The organism is Streptomyces sodiiphilus (genome assembly GCF_039529215.1).
GTDB lineage: Bacteria > Actinomycetota > Actinomycetes > Streptomycetales > Streptomycetaceae > Streptomyces > Streptomyces sodiiphilus.
On record NZ_BAAAMJ010000046.1, the window covers coordinates 54,849 to 81,756 of the forward strand.

General features: G+C 73.2%; 24 protein-coding genes. 16 read left to right on the top strand and 8 right to left on the bottom strand.

All coding sequences use genetic code 11. The features are described 5' to 3' along the window. Positions 1-655: 655 nt before the first annotated feature. The 8 genes from ABD299_RS19545 (at position 656) to ABD299_RS19580 (ending at position 7,756) form a co-directional block, all read left to right on the top strand. A complete protein-coding gene (locus ABD299_RS19545; RefSeq protein ID WP_344264198.1) occupies positions 656-2,152 on the top strand; it encodes a sensor histidine kinase in 1,497 nt (498 codons plus the stop codon). After that, positions 2,149-2,586 (top strand): roadblock/LC7 domain-containing protein, encoded by a 438-nt coding sequence (locus ABD299_RS19550; protein WP_344264201.1) that lies wholly within the window; start codon positions 2,149-2,151, stop codon positions 2,584-2,586. Before ABD299_RS19545 ends, ABD299_RS19550 begins: the two co-directional genes overlap by 4 nt. After that, positions 2,583-2,972 carry a DUF742 domain-containing protein gene (locus ABD299_RS19555; RefSeq protein WP_344264203.1) on the top strand — a complete coding sequence of 130 codons (390 nt, stop codon included), beginning with the start codon at positions 2,583-2,585 and terminating at the stop codon, positions 2,970-2,972. The genes ABD299_RS19550 and ABD299_RS19555 overlap by 4 nt, the downstream gene beginning before the upstream one ends. Next, positions 2,923-3,531 (top strand): GTP-binding protein, encoded by a 609-nt coding sequence (locus ABD299_RS19560; protein ID WP_344264206.1) that lies wholly within the window; start codon positions 2,923-2,925, stop codon positions 3,529-3,531. The genes ABD299_RS19555 and ABD299_RS19560 overlap by 50 nt, the downstream gene beginning before the upstream one ends. Beyond that, the gene (locus ABD299_RS19565; protein ID WP_344264209.1) at positions 3,528-4,733 is read left to right on the top strand and encodes a cytochrome P450 family protein; all 1,206 of its coding nucleotides are present in this window, start codon (positions 3,528-3,530) and stop codon (positions 4,731-4,733) included. Before ABD299_RS19560 ends, ABD299_RS19565 begins: the two co-directional genes overlap by 4 nt. Beyond that, entirely contained in the window at positions 4,730-5,965 is a 1,236-nt protein-coding gene (locus ABD299_RS19570) for a cytochrome P450 family protein (protein ID WP_344264212.1), read from the top strand. Before ABD299_RS19565 ends, ABD299_RS19570 begins: the two co-directional genes overlap by 4 nt. A gap of 91 nt (positions 5,966-6,056) precedes the next feature. After that, on the top strand, positions 6,057-6,929 hold the full coding sequence (locus ABD299_RS19575) for an NUDIX hydrolase (protein ID WP_344264214.1): 873 nt from the start codon (positions 6,057-6,059) through the stop codon (positions 6,927-6,929). Continuing rightward, positions 6,926-7,756 carry an MBL fold metallo-hydrolase gene (locus ABD299_RS19580; RefSeq protein ID WP_344264216.1) on the top strand — a complete coding sequence of 277 codons (831 nt, stop codon included), beginning with the start codon at positions 6,926-6,928 and terminating at the stop codon, positions 7,754-7,756. Before ABD299_RS19575 ends, ABD299_RS19580 begins: the two co-directional genes overlap by 4 nt. A 31-nt stretch (positions 7,757-7,787) precedes the next feature. On the opposite strand, the gene ABD299_RS19585 is transcribed toward ABD299_RS19580, so the two are convergent. Further along, complete coding sequence (locus ABD299_RS19585) at positions 7,788-8,069, bottom strand: type II toxin-antitoxin system Phd/YefM family antitoxin (RefSeq protein WP_344264218.1); 282 nt, start codon at positions 8,067-8,069, stop codon at positions 7,788-7,790. A 79-nt stretch (positions 8,070-8,148) separates the two neighbouring features. Continuing rightward, positions 8,149-8,823: a Crp/Fnr family transcriptional regulator gene (locus ABD299_RS19590; protein WP_344264220.1), complete on the bottom strand. Its 675-nt coding sequence runs from the start codon at positions 8,821-8,823 to the stop codon at positions 8,149-8,151. Positions 8,824-9,081: 258 nt separating this feature from the next. Here ABD299_RS19590 and nth point away from each other — a divergent pair, with 258 nt between their 5' ends. From nth to ABD299_RS19605, 3 genes are read left to right on the top strand one after another with little or no spacing between them, the layout of a single operon-like run. After that, on the top strand, positions 9,082-9,900 hold the full coding sequence (gene nth / locus ABD299_RS19595) for an endonuclease III (RefSeq protein WP_344264304.1): 819 nt from the start codon (positions 9,082-9,084) through the stop codon (positions 9,898-9,900). Continuing rightward, the gene (locus ABD299_RS19600) at positions 9,897-10,598 is read left to right on the top strand and encodes an NUDIX hydrolase (protein ID WP_344264222.1); all 702 of its coding nucleotides are present in this window, start codon (positions 9,897-9,899) and stop codon (positions 10,596-10,598) included. Before nth ends, ABD299_RS19600 begins: the two co-directional genes overlap by 4 nt. A 13-nt stretch (positions 10,599-10,611) precedes the next feature. Beyond that, the gene (locus ABD299_RS19605; protein ID WP_344264224.1) at positions 10,612-11,811 is read left to right on the top strand and encodes a MarP family serine protease; all 1,200 of its coding nucleotides are present in this window, start codon (positions 10,612-10,614) and stop codon (positions 11,809-11,811) included. A 437-nt stretch (positions 11,812-12,248) separates the two neighbouring features. Here the strand turns inward: ABD299_RS19605 and ABD299_RS19615 are convergent, their stop codons facing one another. From ABD299_RS19615 to ABD299_RS19630, 4 genes are all read right to left on the bottom strand, one after another. Continuing rightward, positions 12,249-13,187, bottom strand: a complete 939-nt coding sequence (locus ABD299_RS19615) for an alpha/beta fold hydrolase (RefSeq protein WP_344264229.1) — start codon at positions 13,185-13,187, stop codon at positions 12,249-12,251. Continuing rightward, positions 13,184-13,648 (bottom strand): phage holin family protein, encoded by a 465-nt coding sequence (locus ABD299_RS19620; protein WP_344264232.1) that lies wholly within the window; start codon positions 13,646-13,648, stop codon positions 13,184-13,186. The genes ABD299_RS19615 and ABD299_RS19620 overlap by 4 nt, the downstream gene beginning before the upstream one ends. 333 nt (positions 13,649-13,981) lie before the next feature. Further along, the gene (gene acs / locus ABD299_RS19625; RefSeq protein WP_344264235.1) at positions 13,982-15,943 is read right to left on the bottom strand and encodes an acetate--CoA ligase; all 1,962 of its coding nucleotides are present in this window, start codon (positions 15,941-15,943) and stop codon (positions 13,982-13,984) included. A gap of 152 nt (positions 15,944-16,095) precedes the next feature. Beyond that, positions 16,096-18,447: a SulP family inorganic anion transporter gene (locus ABD299_RS19630; protein WP_344264238.1), complete on the bottom strand. Its 2,352-nt coding sequence runs from the start codon at positions 18,445-18,447 to the stop codon at positions 16,096-16,098. A 293-nt stretch (positions 18,448-18,740) separates the two neighbouring features. Here ABD299_RS19630 and ABD299_RS19635 point away from each other — a divergent pair, with 293 nt between their 5' ends. Beyond that, positions 18,741-19,997 (top strand): polysaccharide deacetylase family protein, encoded by a 1,257-nt coding sequence (locus ABD299_RS19635; protein ID WP_344264241.1) that lies wholly within the window; start codon positions 18,741-18,743, stop codon positions 19,995-19,997. A gap of 78 nt (positions 19,998-20,075) precedes the next feature. Here the strand turns inward: ABD299_RS19635 and ABD299_RS19640 are convergent, their stop codons facing one another. Next, positions 20,076-21,062, bottom strand: coding sequence for an ATP-binding protein (locus ABD299_RS19640; protein WP_344264244.1), 987 nt, complete (start codon positions 21,060-21,062; stop codon positions 20,076-20,078). A 114-nt stretch (positions 21,063-21,176) separates the two neighbouring features. Between ABD299_RS19640 and ABD299_RS19645 the strand changes: the two genes are divergently transcribed. After that, positions 21,177-22,013 carry a Fic family protein gene (locus tag ABD299_RS19645; protein ID WP_344264247.1) on the top strand — a complete coding sequence of 279 codons (837 nt, stop codon included), beginning with the start codon at positions 21,177-21,179 and terminating at the stop codon, positions 22,011-22,013. Positions 22,014-22,381: 368 nt separating this feature from the next. On the opposite strand, the gene ABD299_RS19650 is transcribed toward ABD299_RS19645, so the two are convergent. Then, a complete protein-coding gene (locus ABD299_RS19650) occupies positions 22,382-23,233 on the bottom strand; it encodes an HAD family hydrolase (protein WP_344264250.1) in 852 nt (283 codons plus the stop codon). 508 nt (positions 23,234-23,741) lie between these two features. Between ABD299_RS19650 and ssd the strand changes: the two genes are divergently transcribed. From ssd to ABD299_RS19665, 3 genes are read left to right on the top strand one after another with little or no spacing between them, the layout of a single operon-like run. Further along, positions 23,742-24,809 (top strand): septum site-determining protein Ssd, encoded by a 1,068-nt coding sequence (gene ssd, locus ABD299_RS19655; protein WP_344264253.1) that lies wholly within the window; start codon positions 23,742-23,744, stop codon positions 24,807-24,809. Next, positions 24,806-25,984: a TadA family conjugal transfer-associated ATPase gene (locus ABD299_RS19660; protein ID WP_344264256.1), complete on the top strand. Its 1,179-nt coding sequence runs from the start codon at positions 24,806-24,808 to the stop codon at positions 25,982-25,984. Before ssd ends, ABD299_RS19660 begins: the two co-directional genes overlap by 4 nt. Beyond that, complete coding sequence (locus tag ABD299_RS19665; RefSeq protein WP_344264259.1) at positions 25,981-26,763, top strand: type II secretion system F family protein; 783 nt, start codon at positions 25,981-25,983, stop codon at positions 26,761-26,763. The genes ABD299_RS19660 and ABD299_RS19665 overlap by 4 nt, the downstream gene beginning before the upstream one ends. Positions 26,764-26,908 lie beyond the last annotated feature (145 nt).

Here is a 26,908-nt window from a genome sequence, read left to right on the forward strand (position 1 = left end):
AGTCACGGTAGTGGGCCGCGGTGGTGCGGCGGGCACGTGAGGGGCCGTGAACGGGCACATCGTGCCCTTTGTGTTTCCGCCCACGCACGTGGGGGTGATCTCGGGGGTATTCCGGAGGGCCCGGGTTGGCGAGGTGCCGTCACCCCACCGTGCCGTGCCGAATTCGGGAGGCCGGCGTGAGAGGTGAGGAGGCCGGAAGCGACTTCGGGCGTCTCTGTGGAAGAGAGCCGGACGAATGGTGCACGGCCGCATCGCGCTTCGTGCTGACTGAAACTGACCGGTTGTTGTCTCACTCTTCCGTTCCTGACTCAAACGGATATGCTGACAAGCCGCTGGTGATCACTCAGAGTCACTTGAGGAGGGTGTGCTTGCCGTGCTGCCTGCTGGGCCGTGCTGGAGCGGCGGACCGCCTCCCCGGCGCACATACGGAGCCGGGCCCGTGGCGACAGTGAGGCGCCCGGGCGTGGTGCGGACGCCCCGGCCGGCGGGCCGCTGCCATGGGCACGGCGCTGACCGTCCGACGATCGGTGCGGAGGGTGAACACGCCCTGAGATAACCGGACTTCGGACTGAACTCCGCAACGCACGGAATCGCGCCGGCAATTCCCGTCTCGTCCGCGACCTGGCGAAGGTACAGACAAACCTGTGAAGGATCAATGACGGAATCAACAACGGAACAGCCGTTCCGCGGCGGCCAGAACCGCCTTCCCACGGTGAAGTCCCTTCTGGCCATGGCGGCCGTGGTCGCGCTGGCGACGGTGGCGGTGCTCGTGGTTCTGAACAGCGCGCGGGACATGCCACCGGTCGGTCACGCGGCCCTGGGCGCGCTGGCCATCGGCACGCTGGTCGCGGGGGGCGCCGTGCCGCTGCTGCTGCGAGAGCGCCGGGCCCGGGAGGCCGCCGAGAGGCGGGCGGCAGCCGTCGAGCAGCGGGCCGGCCAGGCCGAGGCCCGGGCGGCGGAGACCGCCGAACGACGCGACGCGGCCCTGGCGGCGCACAGTGAGCTGGCGCAGGAGCTCGAGCACCTGGCCGCAACCCGGTTGCCCGCCGCGCTGGAGCAGGCGCGCAGCCCGGAGGTGCCGGTACCGGTGCCCGGGCCGCTGCACCCCGGGGACGAGGCGAACGTCGCGCGGTGCGAACGGGTCCTGGAGCTGGCGGCCGCCGCGGTGACCCGCGGGCGGGAGGCCGGCGACGCCGGCGGCGCGGCGGTGGTGCGGGCCGTCACGGCCGAAGGCCAGGCGCTGTCCTACAGGTTGCAGGACCTGCTGCTGCAACTGGAGGAGCGCACCCAGCACGACGAGCAGCTGTTCGATCTGGTGCAGCGTGCCGACCGGCTCAACGAGACGAGCCGCAGCCTGCTGCAGCGCGCCGGAATCGCCGCCGGGGGCACGGCCCGGCTGGTGCGGGAGGACTGCCACCTTCCCGACCTCGTGGCCGGCGCGCTCTCCCGGATCGAGGGCGGCGAGCGGGTGACCGCCCACAACCTGATGACGCGGCGGCTGGGCGTGGTGGCGCCGGCCGCCGAGCCGGTCGCGGTCATCCTGGCCGAACTCCTGCGCAACGCCGCGCACTACTCACCCGGCACCCTCGGGGTCCAGGTGACCCTGCACGAGGTGCCCGGCGGCGCGGTGGTGACCATCGACGACTCCGGTCTGGGGATGGGCCCGGACGCGCTGGCCAACGCGCGGCGCATGATCACCGGCGAGCCGCCGCTGCTGGCCGTGCTCGGCGACCCGCCCCGTCTCGGGCTGGCGGCCGTCGGCCGGATGGCCCGCCCGCACGGGCTGCGGATCGACTGGGAGCCCTCCGCATACGGCGGCGTCCGGACGGTCGTGCACCTGCCGACCGCGGTGCTGACCCTGATACCCGAGGAGGTGCCGATGTCCGCCGTCGCGCCGCCGCCCCGCCAGGCGCCCGAAGCTCCGGGCCCCGACGCGGCCGACGAGGAAGCACCCCTCAACCTGCCCCGTCGCCGCCGCCGTTCGGCCGACACCGACCAGGCCGGCGTCGCCGGAGCGGCACCTGCCGTCGCGCTGACACCTCCCAGCACGACACCCGAGGCCGCCGGGCAGCGCTACAGCGGCCTGCAACGGGCGGTCAACGCCGCCCGCTCCCAGAACACCGTGGACACCGCAGCCGAGGAGGCGCAGTGAGCAAGCTGTCGGAAGCCATGAAGCCCCACCTGGACCAGGTGGCGGAGAGACTGCTCGCCGAGGTGACCGGCGTGCGGCACGTGCTGATCCTGACGACGGACGGCCTCAAGGCCGCCGTCGCGGGTGAGCTGGGAGAGGACGACCAGGACCGGGCCGCGGCCATGTCGGCCGGGCTGCTGTCCGCGGCGCGGGCCGCCACCCAGGCGCTGGCCGGCAACGAGGAGCTGGCGATCAGTCAGGTGATCACGGAGTGCTCCGGCGCCGACGGCGGTCCGCGCGGGTGGGCCATCATCATGGGCGCCGGCAACAACATCGCGCTCGCGGTGTGGGCGGGCCCGGAGGCCGACATCGGGGTCATCGCGCACCGGATGACCGCGCACGCCGCCAGCCTGGCCGGCCTGCTCACCGCCCCTGCCCGGAGCGACGAACGGTGACCTCCCCGGGAAGCCGGCGACGGCTCGTCCCGGCCTACACCGCGCTCAACGGGCTGGGCACGCCGCGCACGCACCCCCTGCTCCGGGACCCGCTCACGGTCCTGCGGCGCCGGGGGGACTGGATCCCCCCGGTGCTCGCGCCGGCCCTGCGCCGCCTGGCGGAGGCACTGGCTCCCGGCCCGCTGACCCTGGCCGAGGCCGCCGCTCACCTGGGGCTTCCCACCGGCACCGTGCGCGTGCTGGCCGCCGACCTGATCGACGGCGGAGTGCTCGAGGCCAGGGCTGCCGTACTGCACACCGACCAACTGGATTCCGACCTGCTCAGAAGGGTGCTCGATGGACTCCTCGCCCTCAGAAACGACCCGGCCGGCGCATCTGGATCCTGACCTGCGTCAGGACCTCGTCAAGATCGTCATCTGCGGAGGGCTGGGGACCGGCAAGACCACGCTGATCGCCTCGGTCTCGGAGATAGCCCCCGCACACACCGAGGAGACGATGACGGAGGCGGGCAGGCCCACGGACGACCTGGCGCACCTGCCGGAGAAGTCCACCACCACCGTCATGATGGACTTCGGCCGCCGCACACTCTCCGACGACCTGGTGCTGTACCTGTTCGGCACCGGCGGGCAGAAGCGTTTCGCCAGCCTGTGGCGGGATGTCGCGGCCGGGGCGCTGGGCGCGCTGGTCCTGGTGGACACCCGCCGCCTGGACGTGTCCTTCGACGCCTTGGACCTCGCGGAGACGACCGGGCTGCCCTACATCGTTGCCGTCAACGAGTTCCCGGACTCCCCGCAGGTGTCCGAAGCGGTCCTGCGCGACCACCTGGACCTGGCCGGGGACACCCCCGTCGTCCGCTGCCGCGCCCTGGACCCGGCCTCCGTGCTCGAAGCGCTGATCGAGCTGCTGCAGCACGCCATGACCCACCAGCAGAAGGTTGCCGCGTGACCGCCGACGTATCCCCTGTGCGCACCCCGTACCCGCTGTACGGCGAGGAGTTCATGCGCGATCCGTACGCCGTGTACGAGCGCATGCGCGCCGAGTGCGGGCCGCTCGCGCCCATCGAAGTCGCCCCCGGCGTCACCGGGTGGCTGGTGCTGGACTACCGGGCCGCGCTGGATCTCCTGCACGACACCCGCAGCTGGACGAAGGACTCCCGGGTGTGGCAGGAGACCGTCCCCGAGGACCACCCGGTGCTCGGGATGCTCAGGTGGCGGCCCAACCTGCTGTTCAGCGACGGCGAGACGCACGCCCGCTACCGCAAGGTGATCACCGACTCCGTGGCCAGGATCGAGCCGCACCGGCTGCGCGCCATGACCCAGGAGATCGCGGACCTGCTCATCGACACGTTCATCGACGAGGGGCGGGTGGAGCTGGTGGGCCAGTACTGCCGGCCCATCCCGCTGTATGTGATCAACCGGCTCTTCGGGCTGGAGGACGACCGGGCCCCGAACCTCATCCAGGCACTGGCCGGCCTGATGGAGGGAACGGGCCCGGAGGCCACCGCGCAGTTCGAGCGGTACATGGGCGAACTGCTCATGGCCAAGATGGCGCAGCGCGGGGACGACATCACCTCGTGGTACCTGGACCACCCCCATGAGCTCACCCCCGAGGAGGTTCTCCACCACCTGGTGCTGACGGTCGGTGCGGGCCAGGAGCCCACGACCAACCTGATCTCCAACGCCCTGTCCCGGCTGCTGGCCGACGACAGCTACCGGGCCTCATGGACCGACGGCATCCACACCCCGCGGGAAGCCGTCGAGCAGGTGCTCCGCTTCGAGACCCCGATCGCCAACTACGCCTTCCACTTCCCCCTGCGGGACATCAACTTCCACGGCGTGGACCTGCCGGCGCACACCCTGGTGATGGTCAGCATGGCAGCGGCCGGTGCCGACCCCAAGGGGCCGGGGGCAGCGGAGACCCGTGGCGGCTCCCGGGCCCACCTGTCCTGGTCCGCCGGCCCGCACGCCTGCCCGGCCCAGCAGCCCGCCACCCTCATCAGCACCACCGCGATCGAACACCTCGTCTCCCGCCTTCCCGACCTGCGCGCCGAGGTGCCGCGGAGCCAACTGGAGTGGCGCCCGGGCGCCTTCCACCGCTCCCTGGTCGCGCTGCCCGCCCGATTCACACCTCCCGGAGGCCTGACATGACCGCAACCCCCGCGACCCCGCTGCGCCTCGACCCGTCGGGGTCCGACCTGCGGGCCGAGACCGCTTTACTGCACCGGCGCGGACCGGCCGTCCCGGTCGAACTGCCCGGCGGCGTCACCGCCTGGTCGATCACCGGCCATGATCTGCTCAAGGAGCTGCTGACGGACGACCGGGTGTCCAAGGACCCGCGCCGGCACTACCCGCTCTTCCAGCGCGGGCTGCCCCCCGAGGCCTCCTGGCTGATGTCGTGGATCGGCGTCACCAACATGTTCACGGCCTACGGCGCCGACCACCGGCGCCTGCGCCGCCTGGTCGCCCCCGCCTTCACCGCCCGGCGCATCCAGGCCCTGGCCGGCGACATCGAGGAGATCGCCGACGGCCTGCTCGACGCGATGGCCGAGGAGGCCGGCCGCGGCGGCACGGTGGACCTCATCGCGGGCTACGCCCACCCGCTGCCGCTGGAGATCATCTGCCGGCTGATGGGTGTCCCGGACGACCTGCGGCCGGCCGCCGTCGACCTGATCGGCCGAGTCGTGGACACCACCCTGTCCCCGGAGGAGGCGCAGGCCACCTTCGAGGCGATACCCGTGGTGCTGGGCGGTCTGATCGAGCGCAAGCGCGAGCAGCCCGGCGAGGACATGACCAGCGTGCTGATCAGCACCAGCGACGAGGACGGCTCCCGGCTGAGCGGGGAGGAACTGCTCTTCACCCTGCTGCTGGTCATCGGCGCCGGCTTCGAGACCACCGTCAACCTCATCGGCAACGCGGTCCACTCGCTGCTGACCCACCCCGACCAGCACGGACTCGTCCGCGACGGCACCCACAGCTGGGACGACGTCATCGAGGAGACGCTGCGCAGCGCCCCCTCGGTGGCCAACCTGCCGCTGCGCTACGCCGTCGAGGACATCCCGCTGAGCGGGGGCGCCGTCATCGCCAAGGGCGACGCGATCCTGGCCGGCCTGCTGGGCGCGAACACCGACCCGAGCCACTACGGTCCCGACGCGGAGCGGTTCGACCTCGCCCGCGAGGACAAGAACCACCTGGCGTTCGGGTACGGCGTGCACCACTGCCTCGGGGCGCCGCTGGCCCGGCTCGAAGCCCGGATCGCCCTGTCCGCCCTGTTCGGGCGCTTCCCCGGCCTGAGCCCGGCGGGCGAGCCCCGTCCCTCCGCCACCTTCGTGATGTACGGCTGGGACCGGCTGCCGGTGGCCCTCGGGGAGTCCCGCGACTGAGCGGTGCCCGCCGGATCCCGCCGCTGTCGTCCGGGCGGCCTGTGTGGCGTTCCGCACAGCGGCGGTTCCGACGGGCCCGTAGCATCCGGGCATGGAGTCGACAGACGGGCAGTGGTTCCCCCCTGAGTGGCCGGAGCGGATCCGGGCACTGGCCCGGGGCGAGCTGACGCCGGTGGAGCCGCGGCGCGCGGCCACCGTGATGCTGCTGCGGGACGGCGCGGACGGCCTTCCGGAGGTGCATCTGCTGCGCCGGCGCACGTCGATGGCGTTCGCCGCCGGGGCGTACGCCTACCCGGGCGGCGGGTGCGACCCGAGGGACGCCGGGGACATCGCCTGGGCCGGCCCCGGCCGTGCCGAGTGGGCCGCCCGGATGGGAACGGACGAGACGACCGCGCAGCAGGTGGTCTGCGCGGCGGTCCGCGAGACGTTCGAGGAGGCCGGGGTGCTGCTGGCCGGCGCCTCCCCCCAGGACGTCGTCGCCGACACCACCGGCGAGGACTGGGAGGCCGACCGGCGTGCGCTGGTGGCCCGGGAGATGTCGTTCGCCGAGTTCCTGGCCCGCCGGTCGCTGGTGCTGCGCAGCGACCTGCTGGGATGCTGGGCACGCTGGATCACCCCGGAGTTCGAGTCCCGCCGGTTCGATGCCTGGTTCTTCGTCGCCGCGCTGCCGCACGGGCAGCGGGCGCGCAACGCCTCGACCGAGGCCGACCGGACGGTGTGGATGACGCCCGCGGCGGCCGTCGAGGGCTACGACCGGGGCGACCTGGTGATGATGCCGCCGACCATCGCGACGCTGCGCGATCTCGCCGCGCTGACCGCCCCCGCCGAGGCGGTGGCCGCGGCGGCGGGCCGCGACCTGACGCCGGTGCTGGCCACCGCCCGGCTGGAGGGGGACCAGGTGATCCTGAGCTGGCCGGGGCACGACGAGTTCGAGAAGCGCGTGGTGCGGGAGGGACGGGAATGACGGAGGCATCCGGGCTGCCCGGGCATCCCCGGGTGGGGATGATCGACGGGCCGGCCACCGAGCGGGCGGAGTGCGTCCTGGCCCCCAACCCGTCACCGATGACCCTGGACGGCACCAACACCTGGATCCTGGCCGAGCCGGGCTCCGAGCAGGCCGTGATCGTCGATCCGGGCCCGCTGCACGAGGGGCACCTGCGGAAGGTCGTCGAACGGGTCGAGTCGGCGGGGCGGCGCGTGGCGCTGACGCTCCTCACCCACGGCCACCACGACCACGCCGAGGGCGCCTCGCGCTTCGCCGAGCTGACCGGAAGCCCCGTGCGGGCCCTGGACCCGGCGCTGCGGCTGGGCGACGAAGGGCTGGCCCCGGGCCGGACGATCACGGTGGGCGGGCTGGAACTGCGCGTGGTGTCCACCCCCGGCCACACCGGAGACTCCCTGTCGTTCCAGCTCCCCGCCGACCGCTCGGTGCTGACCGGCGACACGGTCCTGGGGCGCGGCACCACGATGGTGGCCCATCCCGACGGTGACCTGGGCGACTACCTGGACTCCCTGCGCCGGCTGCGCTCGCTGACCGTGGACGACGGGGTCACGACGGTGCTGCCGGGCCACGGCCCGGTGCTCCAGGACGCCCAGGGAGCCGTCGACTACTACCTGGTGCACCGGGCGAAACGGCTGGCGCAGGTGGAGACGGCCGTCGAGGACGGCTGCCGGACGGCGCAGGAGGTCGTCGCCCGGGTGTACGCGGACGTGGACCGCGCGCTGTGGCCCGCCGCCACGCAGTCGGTCCGGGCCCAACTGGACTACCTGCGCGACCACGGCCTGATCTAGCCGTACTGCTGTCCGCAGCGTGTGCGGAGGCTCATCGAGTGCGTTCCCGGTTCCGCGCAGCGTGCGGAGGGGGAGTCGGCAAGGGCAGGTCCGCCGGATCGTCGATCAGCTCGGGCACGGCACCCGGGTGTGCGGAGCGCACCAGCCGTCCGGAGGCCGCGAGCCGGCCGAGGACGGAAACCGGTTCCGCGGCGGGGGACATGCGGATCACTGGCGTGCCGTGATCGGTGACCACCAGGGTCGCGCCCGCGCGTACGCGGGCTGTGACCTGGGACGGGGAGCGGTGGAGCTCCTCGAGAGGAATTGTCTCCATGCCCTGAAGGTACACATTTCCGTGTATCCGGCCCGGCCCGGCCCGGAGGTGGGAGCCGGGCCGCCGGGGCCGGGTGGGGTCAGCGGGAGCGGCGGGCCAGGCGCTCGATGTCGAGCAGGATCACCGCGCGGGCCTCCAGCCGCAGCCAGCCGCGGGCGGCGAAGTCGGCCAGGGCCTTGTTGACGGTCTCCCGGGAGGCGCCGACGAGCTGGGCCAGCTCCTCCTGGGTGAGGTCGTGCACCACGTGGATGCCTTCCTCGGACTGCACGCCGAAGCGGCGCGAGAGGTCCAGCAGCGCCTTGGCGACACGGCCGGGCACGTCGGAGAAGACCAGGTCGGACATGGAGTCGTTGGTGCGGCGCAGCCGGCGGGCGACCGCGCGCAGCAGGGCGGTGGCCACCTCCGGGCGGGCGCTGAGCCAGGGCTGGAGGTCGGCGTGGCCCAGGCCGAGCAGCCGGACCTCGGTGAGGGCGGTGGCGGTGGCGGTGCGCGGGCCCGGGTCGAAGAGGGAGAGCTCGCCGATCAGCTCGCCGGCGCCGAGGACGGCCAGCATGTTCTCGCGGCCGTCGGGGGAGGTGCGGTGCAGCTTGACCTTGCCGTCGGTGACGACGTACAGCCGGTCGCCCTGGTCGCCCTCGTGGAAGAGGGCCTCGCCGCGGGCGAGGGTCATCTCGGACATGGAGGCGCGCAGCTCAGCGGCCTGCTCGTCATCGAGCGCCGCGAACAGGGGGGCGCGCCGCAGAACGTCGTCCACGAGTCTTCTCCTTCTCGGCCGGGCCCCGTGAGGCAGCGGTGTCCTCGGTCTCATGATGCCGGATGCCACAGCGGTGCTATCGGTAACAAGTTTGTCCTACCGCACAAAGCGATCACACGGCAGGGGTCCGTTCGCGGCGTGAATGCGCTGGGTACAGGGCGAACAGCGGTCCGTCCGTCTACCCTGGCCGGGTGGCCGCAGGGCCGAGACGTGTGCGAGGAACGCGAGGGAGAGGGGGCCGGGCGGGTGAACGCGAGGCTGGGTTCCGCAGAGGGCGAGGGCCGGACGGCCCGGCCGGGCGGGCGCGCCGGGCCGGAGAGCCGGCTGGCGATGGTGCGCCGGGCCCGGAAGATCAACCGGGAGCTCGCCGAGGTCTACTACTACGCCCACCCCGAGCTCGACTTCGAGAACCCGTTCGAGCTGCTGGTGGCGACGGTCCTCTCCGCGCAGACCACCGACCTGCGGGTCAACCAGACCACCCCCGCGCTGTTCGCCGCCTACCCGACCCCCGGGGACATGGCGGCGGCCGACCCGGAGCGGCTGGAGGAGCTGATCCGCCCCACCGGCTTCTTCCGCAACAAGACGAAGTCCCTGGTCGGCCTGTCCACGGCGATCCGCGACACCTTCGGCGGCGAGGTGCCCGGCCGGCTGGAGGACCTGGTGTCGCTGCCCGGCGTCGGCCGCAAGACGGCGCACGTCGTGCTGGGCAACGCCTTCGGCCGGCCGGGCATCACCGTGGACACGCACTTCGGCCGCCTGGTGCGGCGCTGGAAGTGGACCGAGCAGACCGATCCGGACAAGGTCGAGGCGGAGATCGCCGGGATCTTCCCGAAGAAGGACTGGACGATGCTCTCGCATCGGGTGATCTTCCACGGGCGGCGCATCTGCCACAGCCGCAAGCCCGCCTGCGGGGCCTGTCCGATCGCCCACCTGTGCCCCTCGTACGGCGAGGGGGAGACCGACCCGGAGAAGGCGAAGAAGCTGCTGAAGTACGAGATGGGTGGCTTCCCCGGGCAGCGCCTGAAGCCGCCGCCTCACTACCCGGGCCAGCCCGCGCCCCCGATGGGGGCCGTATGAGCGGGGCAAGCAGCGTGTGCGGGACGAACGGCACGCCGGTCGGGGTCTCCGCCGACGGCCTGCCGCGGTGGCTGCGCCCGGTGGCCGAGGCGGCCCGGACGGTGGCGCCCCGGCAGCTGAGCAGGTTCCTGCCGCCCAGCAGCGGGGGACGCCCCTCGGCCGTCCTGGTCCTGTTCGGCGAGGGCCCCGCCGGCCCTGAGCTCCTGCTGCTGGAGCGGGCCTCCAGCCTGCGCCAGCACGCCGGGCAGCCGTCGTTCCCCGGTGGCGGCCTGGAACCGCAGGACGGCGATCCGGCCGGCGAGGGCCCGGTGCGCGCCGCGCTGCGCGAGGCGTGGGAGGAGACCGGCCTGGACCCGGCCGGGGTGCGGGTCTTCGGCACGCTGCCGCGGCTGTACATCCCGGTCAGCGACTTCGTGGTGTCCCCGGTGCTGGGCTGGTGGCGGGAGCCGACACCGGTCGCGCCCGTGGACCCGGCCGAGACCGCCCGCGTGTTCACCGTCCCGGTCGCCGAGCTGACCGACCCGGAGCGGCGCGGCATAGCGGTGCACCCCAGCGGATACCGCGGCCCGTGCTTCCAGGTCGGCGGCACGCTGGTGTGGGGGTTCACCGCCGGGGTCATCGACCGGCTGCTGCACTACGCGGGCTGGGAGCAGCCCTGGGACAAGGACCGCGAACTGCCGCTGGACGCAGGCTCGTGAGACGGTGGCCGGCATGAACTGGCTCGACATCCTGCTGCTGGTGGCCGCCGTGTGGTTCGCGGTGGTGGGGTACCGGCAGGGCTTCGTCGTGGGCGTGCTCTCGGTGATCGGCTTCATCGGCGGCGGGCTCATCGCGATCTATCTGCTGCCCATCGTCTGGAACGAGATCGGTGGCGACACCGAGCCCGGCTCCCTCGGGGCGATCGCGGCGGTCGCCGTGGTGATCGTGTGCGCCTCCATCGGCCAGGCACTCACCACCCACCTGGGCAACCGGCTGCGGCAGTACATCACGTGGTCCCCGGCGCGGGCGCTGGACGCCACCGGCGGGGCGCTGGTCAACGTCCTGGCGATGCTGCTGGTGGCCTGGCTGATCGGCTCGGCGCTGGCCACCACGACGCTGCCGACCATCGGCCGGGAGGTGCGCGGCTCCAAGGTGCTGCACGGCGTCTCCCAGGTACTGCCCGACCAGGCCGACACCTGGTTCGGCGACTTCAGCCGGGTGCTCGCCCAGCACGGCTTCCCGCAGGTCTTCTCGCCCTTCACCCGGGAGCCGATCACCGATGTCGCGCCGCCCGACCCGGAGCTGGCCGCCAGCCCGGTGGTCGCCGAGGCCAGGCGCTCGATCGTCCGGGTGCAGGGCACGGCGCCGTCGTGCGAGAAGGTGCTGGAGGGCACCGGTTTCGTCTTCGCCGACGGCAAGGTGATGACCAACGCCCACGTGGTCGGCGGTGTCAGCGAACCCACCGTGCAGATCGGCGGCGAGGGGCAGCTGTACGACGCCCGGGTGGTGCTCTACGACTGGGAGCGGGACGTCGCCGTGCTGGACGTCCCGCAGCTGGAGGCGCCCGCGCTGAACTTCGCCGACGCGGACGCCGTCGGCGGGGACGACGCGATCGTCGCCGGCTTCCCGGAGAGCGGCGGCTTCGACGTCCGCGCCGCCCGGGTCCGTGAGCGGTTCCAGGCCAACGGCCCGGACATCTACCGCCGGGGCACGGTGAACCGCGACGTGTACTCCCTCTACGCGCTGGTCCGCCAGGGCAACTCCGGCGGCCCGCTGCTGACCCCGGACGGCGAGGTGTACGGCGTGATCTTCGCGAAGTCCCTCGACGACGACAACACGGGGTACGCGCTCACCTACGACGAGGTGCGGGACACCGTCGAGCGCGGCCGGACCGCGCAGACGCCGGTGGACAGCCAGAGCTGCGCCATGTGACGGCGCCCGTCGGGGGTCGCGCACCGTGGTGTGGTGCGCTCGCGCGCGGTGATGGGGTTGCGGGGTGTGCGGTGAGTGAAGACGCGGCGCTCCGCGGGGCACGGCGGGGGTGTGCCGTGCCCCCGCGGTCAGCTGCGTGGGTGCCGCAGCCGCACGCTCACCCAGCGGGCGCGGCGGCGCAGAATGTGTGGAAAACCGATCGGATCGGGGATGACGCCGCTGCCCCGGAATTGCCGCGCTGCGCCCTGTGGCGCTCGGGCGGCGGCTCCGTTGCCGCTGCGGTCACGTGCTACATCTCGGTAGTCGTGCGTCCAGCCCATACTTTCGACTCTGCCCCTGGCACAGGTTCGGTAATCGTGCACCTTGGCGCCAATCGGCCGGGCCCCGTGGCGCGTGTTCGCCAGGGAGCGCGGGGCGGGCGCACGCGCCGTGAGGTGTCAGCGGCGGTCGGGCTCCGGGTCGCGCAGCCAGTCGATGAGCTCCGTGGTGAAGGCCACCGGGTCCTCCTCGTGCGGGTAGTGGCCCAGGCCGTCGAAGAGCCGCCAGCGGTAGGGCGCCTCGACGTACTCACCCGACCCGGCCGCACTGCGGGTGCGGATCACCGGGTCCATCGAGCCGTGCAGATGCAGCGTCGGCACCTGGACGGGCCGCTTCATCCTCCGGTTGAACTGGATGCCGTCCGGGCGGGCCAGCGAGCGGATCATCCAGCGGTAGGGCTCGATGGAGCAGTGCGCGGTGGAGGGGATCGACATCGCCTCGCGGTAGACCTCGATGCTCTCCGGCTCCGGAGGGCACGGCCCGGACCATTCCCGCAGCAGCCGCCCCACGTGTTCGGCGCCGTTCGCCGCGAGCTGCCGTTCGGGCAGCCAGGGCCGCTGGAAGCTCCAGATGTAGGAGCTGGCCGCGGTCTGCCGGGGGTCGCGCAGCAGCGCCGAGCGCCACCGCCGCGGATGAGGCATGGAGGCGACCGCCAGCCTGCGCACCAGTTTGGGACGCATCGCCGCGGCCGTCCAGGCCAGGTAGCCGCCCAGGTCGTGTCCGACGAGGGCGGCGTCCGGCTCGCCGAGGGAACGGATCACGCCCGTGACGTCCAGCGCCAGGTTCGCCGGGTCGTAGCCCCGGGGTGTGCGGTCGCTGCCGCCGACGCCGCGCAGGTCCATGGCCACGGCCCGGTACCCCGCCTCGGCGAGCGCCGGAAGCTGGTGCCGCCAGGTCCACCAGAACTGCGGGAAGCCGTGCAGCAGCAGCACCAGCGGGCCGTCGCCCGCCTCGGTGATGTGGAACCGGGCGCCGTTGGCGGCGACCTCCCGGTGCTTCCAGGGCCCGGCCTGCCGGACGGCGGACGTGCGCGACTCGCGATGTGCGGCAGTGCTCATACGGAGGAGTCTGTCAAAGAGCGGCCGGTACCGGCCGGGCTTTTCGTCAGCGTCACACTGCGCGGGTGCGGCCGGACGCCGGACAGGACGGCCGCCGTCTCCTTCGCCGAGTCGATCGAGCGCTGCGGCGGGGCGATCCTGCCCATCTTCGCCTTGGCCACCGCCAGCAGAGCCACGGCCAGCACCAGGTAGAGGCCGCCGACGATCAGGCAGGCGATGGCCAGCGGCAGGTTCCACCAGTTCCGGAGCCAGAACGCGAGCGCGAAGCTGAACAGGGGCAGCGCGAAGAATGCCAGGACCACGGCCATCACCACGGCGACACTGCCGAACGCCGCCCGCTTGACGTCCTCCCTGAGTTCGGCCTTGGCCAGCGCGATCTCCTCGTGGACCAACGCCGACAGCTCGGCGGTGGCCGAGGAGACCAGCTTCCCCAGGCTGCGTCCCTCGTCGGCTGCGCTCATCGCATACTCCCTCTTCTTCTCTCCCGGAGCCGGTGGCTCATGGCGTGGGTGACGCCGTGACAGTCCTGACGTGACGCGAGCGCGTCAGGCCGGATCTCCCCCTGGTGCCCACCATGCGCCGATGGTATTCCGGCCACCTGCCCGGCGGAGCGCCGGGCACGCCGCCAACGCCCGCCGGAATCGGCGCCCCTGCTCCTGATGATGCGCCGGAAGTGGCGCGGACGCAGCCCGGGCGAAGGCGGGCCCCGCGTGGACGCGCGTCAGGGGCGCCCGCCGGCCGGCGGGCGCCCCTGGACGAAGCGGGTACTGCTCAGGACGCGCCGGTGCGCTTCCTCACTCGGCGCTGCTCGCGCCGGGCAGCTTCTTCTGGATCAGCTGCATCACGGAGGAGTCGGTCAGGGTGGTGACGTCGCCCAGCTCGCGGTTCTCGGCGACATCGCGCAGCAGCCGCCGCATGATCTTCCCGGAGCGGGTCTTGGGCAGCTCCGCGACCGGCAGGATCCGCTTGGGCTTGGCGATCGGCCCCAGCTGCTTGCCGACGTGCGCCCGCAGCTCCTCCACCAGCCCCTCGTCCTCCGCGGCGGAACCGCGCAGGATCACGAAGGCGCAGATGGCCTGCGTGGTCTGCGGGTCGCTGGCGCCGACCACGGCGGCCTCGGCCACCTTCGGGTGCGCCACCAGCGCCGACTCGACCTCGGTGGTGGAGATGTTGTGGCCGGAGACCAGCATGACGTCGTCCACCCGGCCCAGCAGCCAGATGTCGCCGTCGGCGTCCTTCTTCGCGCCGTCACCCGCGAAGTACTTGCCCTCGAAACGGGACCAGTAGGTGTCCAGGAAGCGCTGGTCGTCCCCCCAGATGGTGCGCAGCATCGACGGCCACGGCTCGGTGAGCACGAGGTAGCCGCCCCCGCCGTCGGGGACCTCCTTCGCCTCGTCGTCCACGACGGTGGCGGAGATGCCCGGCAGCGGCACCTGGGCGGAGCCCGGCTTGGCCGCGGTCACGCCCGGCAGCGGGCTGATCATGATCGCGCCCGTCTCCGTCTGCCACCAGGTGTCCACCACCGGGACGTTGCCGCCGCCGATGTTCTGGCGGTACCAGATCCACGCCTCCGGGTTGATCGGCTCGCCGACCGACCCCAGCAGCCGCAGGCTCGACAGGTCGAACCGGGCCGGGATGTCGTCGCCCCACTTCATGCAGGTGCGGATCGCGGTGGGCGCGGTGTAGAGGAGGGTCACCCCGTACTTCTGCACGACCTCCCACCAGCGGCCCTGGTGCGGGGTGTCCGGGGTGCCCTCGTAGAGCACGCTGGTCGCGCCGTTGGACAGCGGCCCGTACACGATGTAGGAGTGCCCGGTCACCCAGCCGACGTCGGCGGTGCACCAGTAGACATCCGACTCCGGCTTGAGGTCGAAGACGGCGTGGTGGGTGTAGGACGCCTGGGTGAGGTAGCCGCCCGTGGTGTGCAGGATGCCCTTGGGCTTCCCGGTGGTTCCCGAGGTGTAGAGGATGAACAGCGGGTGCTCGGCACCGAACGCCTGCGGGGTGTGCTCGGCCGGCTGCCGGTCGACCACGTCGTGCCACCACAGGTCGCGGCCCTCGGTCCAGGCGGTGTCCTGGCCGGTGCGCCGCACCACCACCACGTTGCGGACGTTCTCGGTGCCCGGGCGGGTCAGGGCCTCGTCGACGGCCGGCTTCAGACCGCTGGGCTTGCCGCGCCGGTAGCCGCCGTCGGAGGTGATGACCACCCGGGCGTCGGCGTCCTGGATGCGGGTCGCCAGGGCGTCCGCGGAGAAGCCGCCGAAGACCACCGAGTGCGGGGCGCCGATCCGGGCGCACGCCAGCATGGCGATGACCGTCTCGGGGATCATCGGCATGTAGATCGCCACGCGGTCGCCGGTCTCCACACCCAGCTCGGTGAGGGCGTTGGCGGCCTTGGACACCTCGCGCTGCAGGTCCGCGTAGGTCAGGGAGCGGGAGTCGCCGGGCTCGCCCTCGAAGTGGATGGCGACCCGGTCGCCGTTGCCGGCCTCGACATGGCGGTCGACACAGTTGTAGGCGACGTTGAGCGTGCCGTCGGCGAACCACTTGGCGAACGGCGGATTGGACCAGTCGAGGGTCTCGGTCGGTTCGGTTTCCCAGCTCAGCCGGCGGGCCTGCTCGGCCCAGAAGCCCAGCCGGTCCTCCTCGGCGGAGGCATAGGCGTCTGCGGTGACATTCGCGGCGGCGGCCAGTTCGGCGGGCGGCGCGAACCTCCGCTCCTCCGTCATGAGATTGGCCAGGCTCTCGTTGCTCACGACTACTCCCTTGCGGCGTCAGCTGTGTCCCGGGGCACACCTCATCAGGCCGAATGCCCTTTGACAAGGGCTTCAACAGTAGTGGTCCAGACCTCTTGCGGCGAGTGGTTGGCGGCCACGACGAGCGGCTTCCTGACGCGCCGAACGGCCGTTCACAGGGTCAGGACGTCGGGCCGCACAGGAGAGAAATCAGGCACCCCTCCGGCCGTCCTGCCGAGCACATAGGTCTGCGCCTCACCCACGTGGAAGTACATCCCACGCAGCTCCAGCGAACCCTCTGCGACACGCCGCGCCACGCACGCGTGCCGCGCCAGGTGGTCCAGCTGCTGCACCACGTTCGTCAGGCACAGCACCTCCAGGGGGTCGGCCACCGGCCTCCCGGCCAGCCGCGGGGCCGAGCCGTTCATCTCGCCGAGCCGCTCCAGGGTGGGCCGTCCGTGCCGCAGCCAGCGGCCCAGCGCCCCCTCCGGCCGCCCGCCGCGAGCGGCCGGAGGGGAACCGGCCCCGGGCACGGCCGTGGGGGTCGCGCCGCGCAGCGCCTGCATCGCGCCGCATCCCGAATGCCCGCACACCGTGATGGACTGCACGCGCAGCACGTCCACGGCGTATTCGATGGCCGCGCCGACCGAGTCGTCCGAGCTCTCGGTTCCGGGCAGCGGCACCAGATTGCCCACGTTGCGGACGGTGAACAGATCGCCCGGCCCGCTGGACGTGATCATGCTGGTGACCAGGCGGGAATCGGCACAGGTCAGGAAGAGCTGAGTGGGCCGCTGCCCCTCACGGGCCAGCCGGGCCAGCTCGCCTCGCACCACCGGTGCGGTCGTCCGCTGGAAGTTGCGGACGCCGACCAGCAGCTGGTCGTGACGCGCCGGGCGGCGTGCCGGCCGGGCCCCCGGCCCCGTCCGCTGCGCGCTCCCGCGGGCCCGCTCCGTCTCACCGGACGACCGCGCCGACAGGCACTGGTGATTGCGCCAGGGCAGCCAGGGCGCGCAGTGGTGGGTGGCGCCCGGCTCGGCCACCGGCTGACCGGACCGCCCGGTGATCTCCACCGTGCCGCCCTGCGTCCGGTAGGTGCCGCGCCAGTCGTACAGGGCCTCGTAGGCGGCGTGGTCCATGAAGGAGCCGTCCAGCTCCACCGAGACCGCCGACGACTCCGGGACGCCGGCCAGGACGCGGGTGAGCCGGGGAACGGCGAGGAAGGTGAGCTGGCCGCGGACCCGCACCCGGTGCCCGCCTCCGGGCAGCTCCTCGTGGGTGATGCGGGTGTGGGTGAGCCGGTGCAGGGCGACCACGACCGCCACCGCGATGCCGATGGCCACCCCCTGGAGCACGCCCAGCACCACCACGCCCGTCAGGGTCGCGGAGTACACGGCCACCTCGCGGTGGCGGACGACGCTGCGCAGGTGCGCGGGCTTGACGAGCTGGATGCCGACCACCATCACCAGCGCCGCCAGCGCGGCCAGCGGGATCAGTTCGAGCAGCCACACCAGCAGGCCGGTGGCAAGCAGTACCCAGCAGCCGTGCAGGATCGTCGAGGCCCGGGAGACGGCGCCGGAGGCGACATTGGTCGCACTGCGCACGGCCACCCCGGTGACGGGCAGTCCGCCCAGCGCCCCGGAGACCATGTTGGCCGCGCCCTGACCGCGCAGCTCGCGGTCGAGGTCGGCCTTCGGCACCCGGGGGCCGCCCGCCTGCTGGCGGGCGGCGGCCAGCTTGTCCACGGCGACGGCCGACAGCAGGGACTCCACGCCGCCCACCAGGGCGATGGTGAGTACGGCGGCGATCAGGCCGAGCACCGGGCCCTCCGGCATCTGCGGCAGCGCGTGGCTGCTCCAGCTGGGAAGGTCGACGCGGGGCAGGTTCAGCGCAGCCAGGGTGGCCAGGGCGGTGGCGAGGCCCACGGCGGCCAGCGCCGCGGGGGCGGCCCGGCGGACCTTGCTGCCGGCCCTTCCCGGCAGGCGGGGCCAGACCAGCAGCACCGCCACGGTGACCGCGCTGACCGTGACCGCGGCGGGGATCGGGTCGGCCAGCCGGCCGGGCAGCGCCAGGAGATTGGCGACGGCGGAGCTCTCCGGGTCGCCGCCCAGCGCGATGTGCGCCTGGGCCAGGGCGATGGTGACGCCGATGCCGCCGAGCATGCCGTGCACGATCGCCGGACTGACGACCAGGGCGCAGCGCGCCACCCGGGCCGCGGAGAGGGCGAGCTGGCACAGGCCGGCGAGCACGGTGATCGCGCAGGTGGTCCGCCAGCCGTAGATCTGGATCAGCTCGGCGGTCACCACGGTGAGGCCGGCGGCGGGGCCGCTGACCTGGAGCGGCGCGCCGCCCAGCCAGCCGGCCACGATGCCGCCGACGGCGGCTGCCACCAGGCCGGCCTGGAGCGGCGCGCCGGTGGCCAGTGCGATGCCCAGGGAGAGCGGCAGTGCCACGAGGAACACCGAGATCGAGGCGAACGCATCGGCGCGCAGGCGTGAGGAGGGGGTAGCGGGGGCGCAGGCGGACATTTTCCGTCTCCGTCCGTAGAGGTGGCGTGCGGGGGTACGGCAGCCGGACCGGCGGCCGGATACCGAGCGTGTTGGTCTTGCTACGCTCAAGCGTTGGTAAATGGAGAGTAATGGAGGGTAAAGCGCAGCACTAGTGGGCAAAGCTCTTCTCTGCGACAATTGCGCCTATCAGGTGAAATGCGCATTTGATCCGCTTGTCATACCAATACTCCTGATGGGGTGAGCGACGTTGGTTGCGCCGGCATGGCGCCGGTGCGCACACGCGCCGAGCTCACCTCATGGCAGGAGGACCGATGACGGTCGCACGCGGAACGCTCATGGCTGCGGGGACGGTTCTCGCCGCCCTGACCCTCACGCTGGCGGGGTGCGCCGGACCGCCGCAGGCGCGGGACGGCACACCGGGTGGACCGGGGGAGGAGCGGGCGGAGACCGGCGTGGCGGGGCAGGACGCACCCCGGCTCCGCGCTCCCCGGCTCATCGGGGACGGCTCCACCGCCCACACCGGACGCCAGCCGCACCAGCCCGAGGCCCGGCCGCTGGACCCGCGCCGGACACCGCCTCAGTTCGTCGTCTTCTCCTGGGACGGCGCGGGGGAGGACGGCAACAGGCTCTTCTCCCGGTTCCGGAAGGCCGCCCGGGACAACGGCGCGCACATGACGTACTTCCTCTCCGGGCTCTATCTGCTCCCCCAGCACGCCCGGGACGCCTACCGGCCGCCCGGCCGGTCCGCCGGCGCCTCCGACATCGGCTACCTGCGCGACGAGAACATCGCGGCCACCATCGAGCAGCTGCGCGGAGCCTGGCTGGACGGCAGCGAGATCGGCACCCACTTCAACGGCCACTTCTGCGGCGCGGACGGAGTGAAGCGGTGGTCTCCCGAGGACTGGATCAGCGAGACCGAACAGGCCAAGTGGATGGTCAAGAACTGGCGGACCACCACGGGCTTCGACCACCTCGAACCCCTGCCGTTCGACTACGAGAGCGAGCTGATCGGCAGTCGCACCCCCTGTCTCGAGGGCCGCGAGAACTTCCTGCGCGCGGCGCGCGAGCTGGGGCTGCGCTACGACTCCAGCGGAACCGGCAGGCAGGTCTGGCCGGACAAGACCGACGGCCTGTGGGACGTGCCCCTGCAGCTTGTCCCGATGCCCGGCCGTGGCTTCGAGACGCTGGCGATGGACTACAACTTCATGGTCAACCAGTCGGGCCCCGGAAGCAGCGCCGACACCGGCAGACGGGACCAGTGGAAGCGCGAGATGCGCGACGGCCTGCTGGCCGGCTTCCAGCGCGCCTACCAGGGCAACCGCGCGCCGCTCATCATCGGAAATCACTTCAACGACTGGAACGGCGGCATCTACATGGACGCCGTGGAGGAGGTCATCGAGGAGGTCTGCCCGCGCGAGGACGTGCGCTGCGTGTCCTTCCGGCAGCTCGTGGACTGGCTCGACGCGCAGGACCCGGCGGTGCTCGAACGGCTGCGCACCCTCGGGGTGGGGGAGCGGCCCGCCGGCGGCTGGCCCGCGTTCCTGGCAGGCCGCGGGCCCTCGGCCTGACACCCGTTCACCGGGAGCCGCCACGCTTCCGGGCCGGGAGCGGGCCGCCCGCCGCCGGGCGGCCCGCCCCCGCCGCGCTCAGGCGGGCTGCCGCTGGGCGAGATGCTCGCCGAGCACGAAGGCCGGGTCGACCTGGGCGGCGAGATCCACCCCGGTCTTCGCGTTGCCCCAGCCGGCCGCGTTCTTCAGATGGAAGTGCACCATCTGCTGGGTGTAGCGCGTCCAGTCGCGCCGCGCGTAGGAGGCGTCCGCGGTGGCGTGCAGCGTCCGCAGCACCTGCCGGTCCGACTCCGCCAGCTCGGCGAACGGCCTGGGCCGTCCGCGCTCCAGCGTGCGCACCCAGTCGGAGTGGCCGAAGACCGCCAGCAGGTCCTCGCCGGCCTCCGAACGCAGGAACTCCACGTCCTCCGCGCTCTGCACCTTGTTCCCCACCACCTTGAGCGCCACGCCGAAGTCCCGGGCGTACTCGCGGTACTGCCGGTAGACCGACACGCCCTTCCGGGTGGGCTCCGCGACCAGGAAGGTCATGTCGAAGCGGGTGAACATCCCGGAGGCGAACGAGTCGCTGCCGGCCGTCATGTCGACCACGACGTACTCGTCCCGGCCGTCCACCAGGTGGTTCAGGCACAGCTCCACCGCCCCGGTCTTGGAGTGGTAGCAGGCCACCCCGAGGTCCGCCTCCGTGAAGGGGCCGGTCACCAGCAGCCGCACGACGCCGTCCTCCAGCTCGACGGTGTGCGCGCACTCCCCGAAGACCGGGTTGTCCTCGTCCAGCCGCAGGAGCCGGGAGCCCTCACCGGGCGGGGTGGTCTTGATCATGGACTCTGCGGAGGTGATCCGGGGGTTCTCCCCGCGCAGGTACTCCTTGATGAGCGGCAGCCGGCCCCCCATCGGGGTGAGCGCGGCGGCCCGGTCGTCGTCCAGGCCGAGCGCGGCGCCCAGGTGCTGGTTGATGTCGGCGTCCACCGCCGTCACCGGGACCCGCTCGGCCGCCAGGTGCCGGACGAACAGCGAGGACAGCGTCGTCTTGCCGCTGCCCCCCTTGCCAACGAAAGCGATCTTCATGTTCATGAGCGTACTGGTGAGCGGCCCCCGGCCCGTCACCACCGGCGGGCACGTGAAGAAGACCACTCGAAAGGTGACACCGGGCCCCTCGGAGGCGGCCTAGGCTGCTCAACCATGAAGGCCAACTCGCCGACCGATCCGCTGACCCCGCTGGCCCGGCTTCCCGGGGTGGGCGCCGCCGTCGACTCCATGCGCACGGCGGTGGACCGGGTCTACGGGCACCGCGTGATGCGCCGCCGCAGCTCCGAGATCACCGCGGAGGCCGCGCTGCGCGGAGCCAGGGCCTCGGCGGCGCTCTCGGGCGCCGACTGGGCCCTGGAGGAGGTGCGCCGGCGCAGCGACTTCGGCACCGATCAGCAGGCCCGCACCGTCGGCGCGGCCCTGCGGGTCACCGCCGAGGCGGGGCAGCTTCTGGACATCTGGCGCACCTCCCCGATGCGGGTGCTGGCCCGCCTGCACCTCGTCGCCGCCGGGGGCATCGCGCCCGAGGAGACGGTGGGCCGTCCGCGGCTGGCCGGCGAACCGGTCACCGAGCCGGGGCTGGAGAGCTTCGGCCGGCCGGCGCCGCCCGCCGACGAGGCGGCGGCCCGGCTGGACGCCCTGAGCCGGCTGGTGATCGACGGCTCGCAGGCCCCCGCGCTGGTCACTGCAGCCGTGGTGCACGGAGAGCTGCTCACCCTGCGTCCGTTCGGCACGCACAACGGACTGGTGGCCCGCGCGGCGCAGCGGATCGTGCTGATCGCCGGAGGGCTGGACCCCAAGTCCGTGGCTCCGGTGGAGGTCGGTCATGCCGAGCAGGGGCTGGACACCTATGTGCAGGCCCTGGACGGCTACGCCTCGGGGAGGCCCGGCGGAATGGCGGCCTGGATCGCGCACTGCGGCCGCTCGGTGGAACTCGGGGCCCGTGAGTCGGTGGCCGTCTGCGAGGCACTGCAGCGCGGCGCCGCCTGATCCGCCGTTCACGGTCCTGGCCCTCGCCCGGAAGGGGGCCGAACGGTCCGGACGCATCACAGCGGCGGCGCCTGCGCGCCGCCGCCGAACATGTCCACCGGGTTATCAGGCGTGCATTCATCGTGCCCATCAGGCCGGGGACTTCGCCCGTTCCTGGTGTGGCCGGCCCGTATCGCGGGTCTGCTACGCGTGGGTGCCCGGTATTCATGTGTCCGGTCCGGGGCCGAAGTTCGCGGATACTTTGCGACTTCTCCGACCTTGCGGGCCGTACTTCCTTTGTACTCCTGTCCACCGGGCCGGGGAAGCGGAGCCGGTGAGATTTTACCTTCGAGTCTTCACGGGGCCTCCCTCATGCGCCCGCTATCCCCTCACGCGCTCGGCACACGGGCCAGGCGGCGGCGGCTGGTGTACCAGACCAGGCCGGCCGCACACGCCGCCGCCAGCACCGCCACGCCGGCTGCCAGAGCCGGACGGGACGGCATCGACAGCGACGGAACACGTTGCTTGAGCCGGACCGGACGCTCGAACGTGAGAACCGGCCAGTCGCGGGCGGCCGCCTCCCGGCGCAGAGCACGGTCCGGATTGACCACGTGCGGGTGCCCCACCGACTCCAGCATCGGCACGTCCGTGACCGAGTCGCTGTAGGCGTAGCAGCGGGCCAGGTCGTACCCCTCGGAGACGGCGAGCCCCGCTATCGCCTCCGCCTTCGCCGGGCCGTAGGCGTAGTACTCCACCTCACCGGTGTAGCAGCCGTCCTCGACCACCATCCGGGTCGCGACCACCCGGTCCGCACCGAGCAGTTCCCCGATGGGCTCGACCACCTCGGCCCCGGAGGTGCTCACGATCACCACGTCCCGCCCGGCCGCGTGGTGCTGCTCTATCAGCGACGCCGCCTCGTCGTAGATGATCGGATCGATCACGTCGTGCAGCGTCTCCGCGACGATCTCCTTGACCTGCTGCACGTTCCAGCCACGGCACAGCGCCGACAGATACTGCCGCATCCGCTCCGTCTGGTCGTGGTCCGCCCCGCCCAGCAGATAGACGAACTGGGCGTAGGCGCTCCGCAGCACGGCCCGGCGGTTGATGAGCCCGCCGTGGTAGAAGGACCTGCTGAACGTGAGCGCGCTGGACTTGGCGATGACCGTCTTGTCCAGGTCGAAGAAGGCGGCGGTCCGCGGCTGAGGCAGGTTTTCCACGTCCCGAGCATAAAGGCCAACCATTCGGCGTACGCTAGGGCGTGTGGGTTTGCCTGAGAAGGCTCTCGGGTACACCATGTAAGTCACGGATCGTTCGCGACCGTGCTAACCCGGCCCGACTCCTCCCCCCCCCCGAGTCGGCCGTGGAAGACGACCCCCGCTCTCCCCCCCGGCGGGGGTCGTCGCACGTCCGCATACGAAAACCGCAGATGGCGGCGCCATTCCCCGGCCCGCTTCCGCGGCCCGGTTTTCCGTCTCCTCGCCCTCTCCTTCATGGCCGCCTCCTCATGACTGCCGCGAGCACTGCGTACGCGCGGCACTCCGGAGAGCAGAACATGTGACCGTGCGTCATGGCAAAGATGCGCTCGGAATTCACCGTCAGAGGTGACACCAATATCCACAGGGCGCGGCCTGTCCACAGATTTCGGCGCCGATCCCCGGGAAAACCGGCAAGGCGGCACGGTGAACGGCATCACTGCCCGACACGTCCCGGCCACTCTCCGGGACCCGCTGCCCCCAGGGGGACGCACACATGGCCGGATCCGTCCTGATCCACACGGAGGACGAACAGCTCCTCGACGACCTGCTGCGCCTGTGCGCCGCCGCCGGCGCCGCCGCCGACGTCGTGCACGGCGGGCCGGTGCCCGCCGCCCAGTGGGAACGGGCCCCGCTCGTGCTCGTCGGGGACGACCGCGCCGCCGCCGGCGGCCCGGGCACCGGCAGCCGCCGGCCCGGGGTCCTGCTGATCGGGCGCGACCTCGACGACCACACCGTCTGGGCGCGCGGCGTCGCCCTGGGCGCCGAGCACGTCCTGCACCTGCCCGGCGACGAGCCCTGGCTGGCCGACCGCATCGCCGACGCCGTGGAGGACACCGGGCCGCCCGCTCTCACCCTGGGCCTCCTCTCCGGCTGCGGAGGAGCCGGCGGCTCCACCCTCGCCTGCGCGCTCGCCCTGGCCTCCGCCCGGCAGGGCAGACCCACACTCCTCATCGACGGAGACCCGCTCGGCGGCGGACTGGACGTCCTGCTCGGCGCCGAGGAGACGACCGGGCTGCGCTGGCCCGCTCTCGCCTCCTCGCGCGGCCGGCTCCCCGCCACCGCCCTCCAGGAGGCGCTGCCCGAGGTGCGCGGCGTCCGCCTGCTCAGCTGGGACCGGTCCGACGCGGCGCGGCTGTCCGCCGAGGCGATGCGCTCGGTGCTGACCGCCGCACGCCGTCGTGGCGGCGCCGTGATCATCGACCTCCCGCGCGCGGCCGACCCGGCGGCCGCCGAGGCCCTCGCCCAGCTCGACCTCGGACTGCTCGTGGCCCCGCCCGGACTGCGTGCCCTGCTCGCCTCCCGCCGGGTGGCCGACGGCGCGGGAGTCGCCGTGCGCGACCTGCGGGCCGTCGCCCGGCGGACGGGAGCCGGCCGTAACTCGGCCGAGGAGCGCGCCCGCCTGCTCGGGCTCCCCCTGGCCGGAGAAGTCCCCGAGGAGCCGGGACTCTCCGACGCGGCCGAATCCGGCGAACCGCCCGGAGCCGACCCGTCCTCGCCGCTCGCCCGGTTCTGCGCCACCCTGCTCGACCGGGCCCTGCCGGTGGCCGGAGCGGCGTCGTGACCGCGGGAACCGGAGAACTGCCGCAGCTGCTGGAGGAGGTCAGGCTGCGGCTGGCCGAGGACGGCACCGAACCCACCCCCGGCGCGGTGGCGTCCGTCCTGCGCGGTCTCGGCCGGCCCCTGGGGGACAGCGCCGTCCTGGCCGCCGCGCGGTCGCTGCGCTCCGAACTGGTCGGCGCGGGCCCTCTGCAGCCCTTGCTGGCCGAGCCGGACGTCACCGACGTCATGGTCAACGGCCCCCACGAGGTGTGGGTCGACCGGGGCCGCGGCCCCGAGCGCACCTCGGTGCGGTTCCCCGACGCCGATGCCGTGCGCCGCCTCGCCCAGCGCCTGGCGAACGCCGCCGGGCGCCGCCTGGACGACGCGCGGCCCTGGGTCGACGCCCGCCTCCCGGACGGCACCCGGATGCACGCCGTGCTGCCGCCGCTGGCCGTGGGAGCACCCTGCCTGTCCCTGCGGGTGGTGCGCCCGCGCGCCTTCGCCCTGGCCGAACTGACCGCCGCCGGGAGCGTCCCGCCCGGCGGCGAGCGGCTGCTGCGCGCCCTTGTGGACGCTCGGCTGTCGTTCCTGGTGACCGGCGGCACCGGCTCCGGAAAGAGCACCCTGCTGGCGACTCTCCTCGGCCTGGCCGGGCCGGCCGAGCGCCTCGTGCTCGTCGAGGATTCCGCCGAGCTGCGGCCCGACCACCCGCACGTCGTACGGCTGGAGGCCCGCCCGGCCAACCAGGAGGGAGCAGGCCGGATCGGGCTGCGCGACCTGGTGCGGCAGGCGCTGCGGATGCGGCCGGACCGGATCGTGGTCGGCGAGGTGCGCGGCGCGGAGGTCACCGAACTGCTCAACGCCCTCAACACCGGTCAGGAGGGCAGCGCGGGAACGCTGCACGCCAACGCCGCGGCCGATGTCCCCGCCCGGCTGGAGGCCCTGGGGAGCACCGCGGGACTGCCGAGAGCCGCGCTGCACAGCCAGCTGGCCGCCGCGCTGTCGGCGGTCGTGCACCTCGTGCGCGACCGCGGCTCCGGGCGCCGCCGGATCGCCGAGATCCACGTCCTGCGGCAGGACGGCGACGGCCTGGTGCGCACCGTGCCGGCGGTGCGCTGGGCAGCCGAGGGCTTCACCCGGGAGCCCGGATGGCGGCGGCTCGCCGAGCTGTGCGAGCGCGGCGGGAGCCGACTGTGAGCACGGAGCACCGCGGCGGCCGGGCAGCCGGGCCGCCCAGCCGCTTCCCCCGTCTCGACCGGCTCACCGGGGCTTCCGGCTGTGCCGCCGGAGTGCTGCTGGCGGGTCTGCTGCTGGCCTGCTGGGGGCGCTCGCCCCTGCCCCTGCTGGCCGCCCTGGCCGCGGCCCCGTCGGCCGTCCGGTGGTGGCGCCGCCGCGGCGAGCGGCAGGCCGCCGGGCGACGGCGGGACGAGGTCATCGCCTTCTGTGCGTCGCTGGCGGGCGAGGTACGGGCCGGCCGCCAGCCCGCGCAGGCGCTGACCGCGGTCGGCGCCCCGGAGCTCGGTCCGCCCGGCGCACGCCTCCTCGCAGCCGCCCGCTACGGCGGTGACATCCCGGCCGCCCTGCGGTCGGCGGCGCGCCGGCCGGGCGCCGAGGGCCTGCTCGCGGTGGCCGCCTGCTGGCAGGTGGCCGTCGACGGGGGAGCCTCGCTCGCCGCCGGTCTCGAACGTGTCGCCTCGGCCCTGCGTGCCGAGCGCGATCAGCAGGAGGACGTGCGGGCCCAGTTGGCGGGTCCGGCGACGACGGCCCTGGTGCTCGCGGCACTGCCGCTGACCGGGCTGCTGCTGGGCTCCGCGATGGGGGTGCGGCCACTGGAGGTGCTGCTGCACTCGGCGGCAGGGCTGGGCTGCCTGGTGACCGGCGTGCTGCTGGAGTGGGCCGGACTCGCCTGGGTAGCCGCGATCGTCCGCTCCGCGGAACGACCCGGGACCGGCCGGGAGGAGGCGCGGGCAGCATGAGCCTCCCCCAGGCCTGGCCCCTGCTGCCGGCCGCGGCGGCCCTGCTGTGCCTGTCGCGCCTGCCCGCCGCCGTGCTGGCCGCCCGCCGGGCCCGGCGGCGCCACCGCAGGCTCACCGGCGGGACCGGTGATCGGCCGGGCGCCCG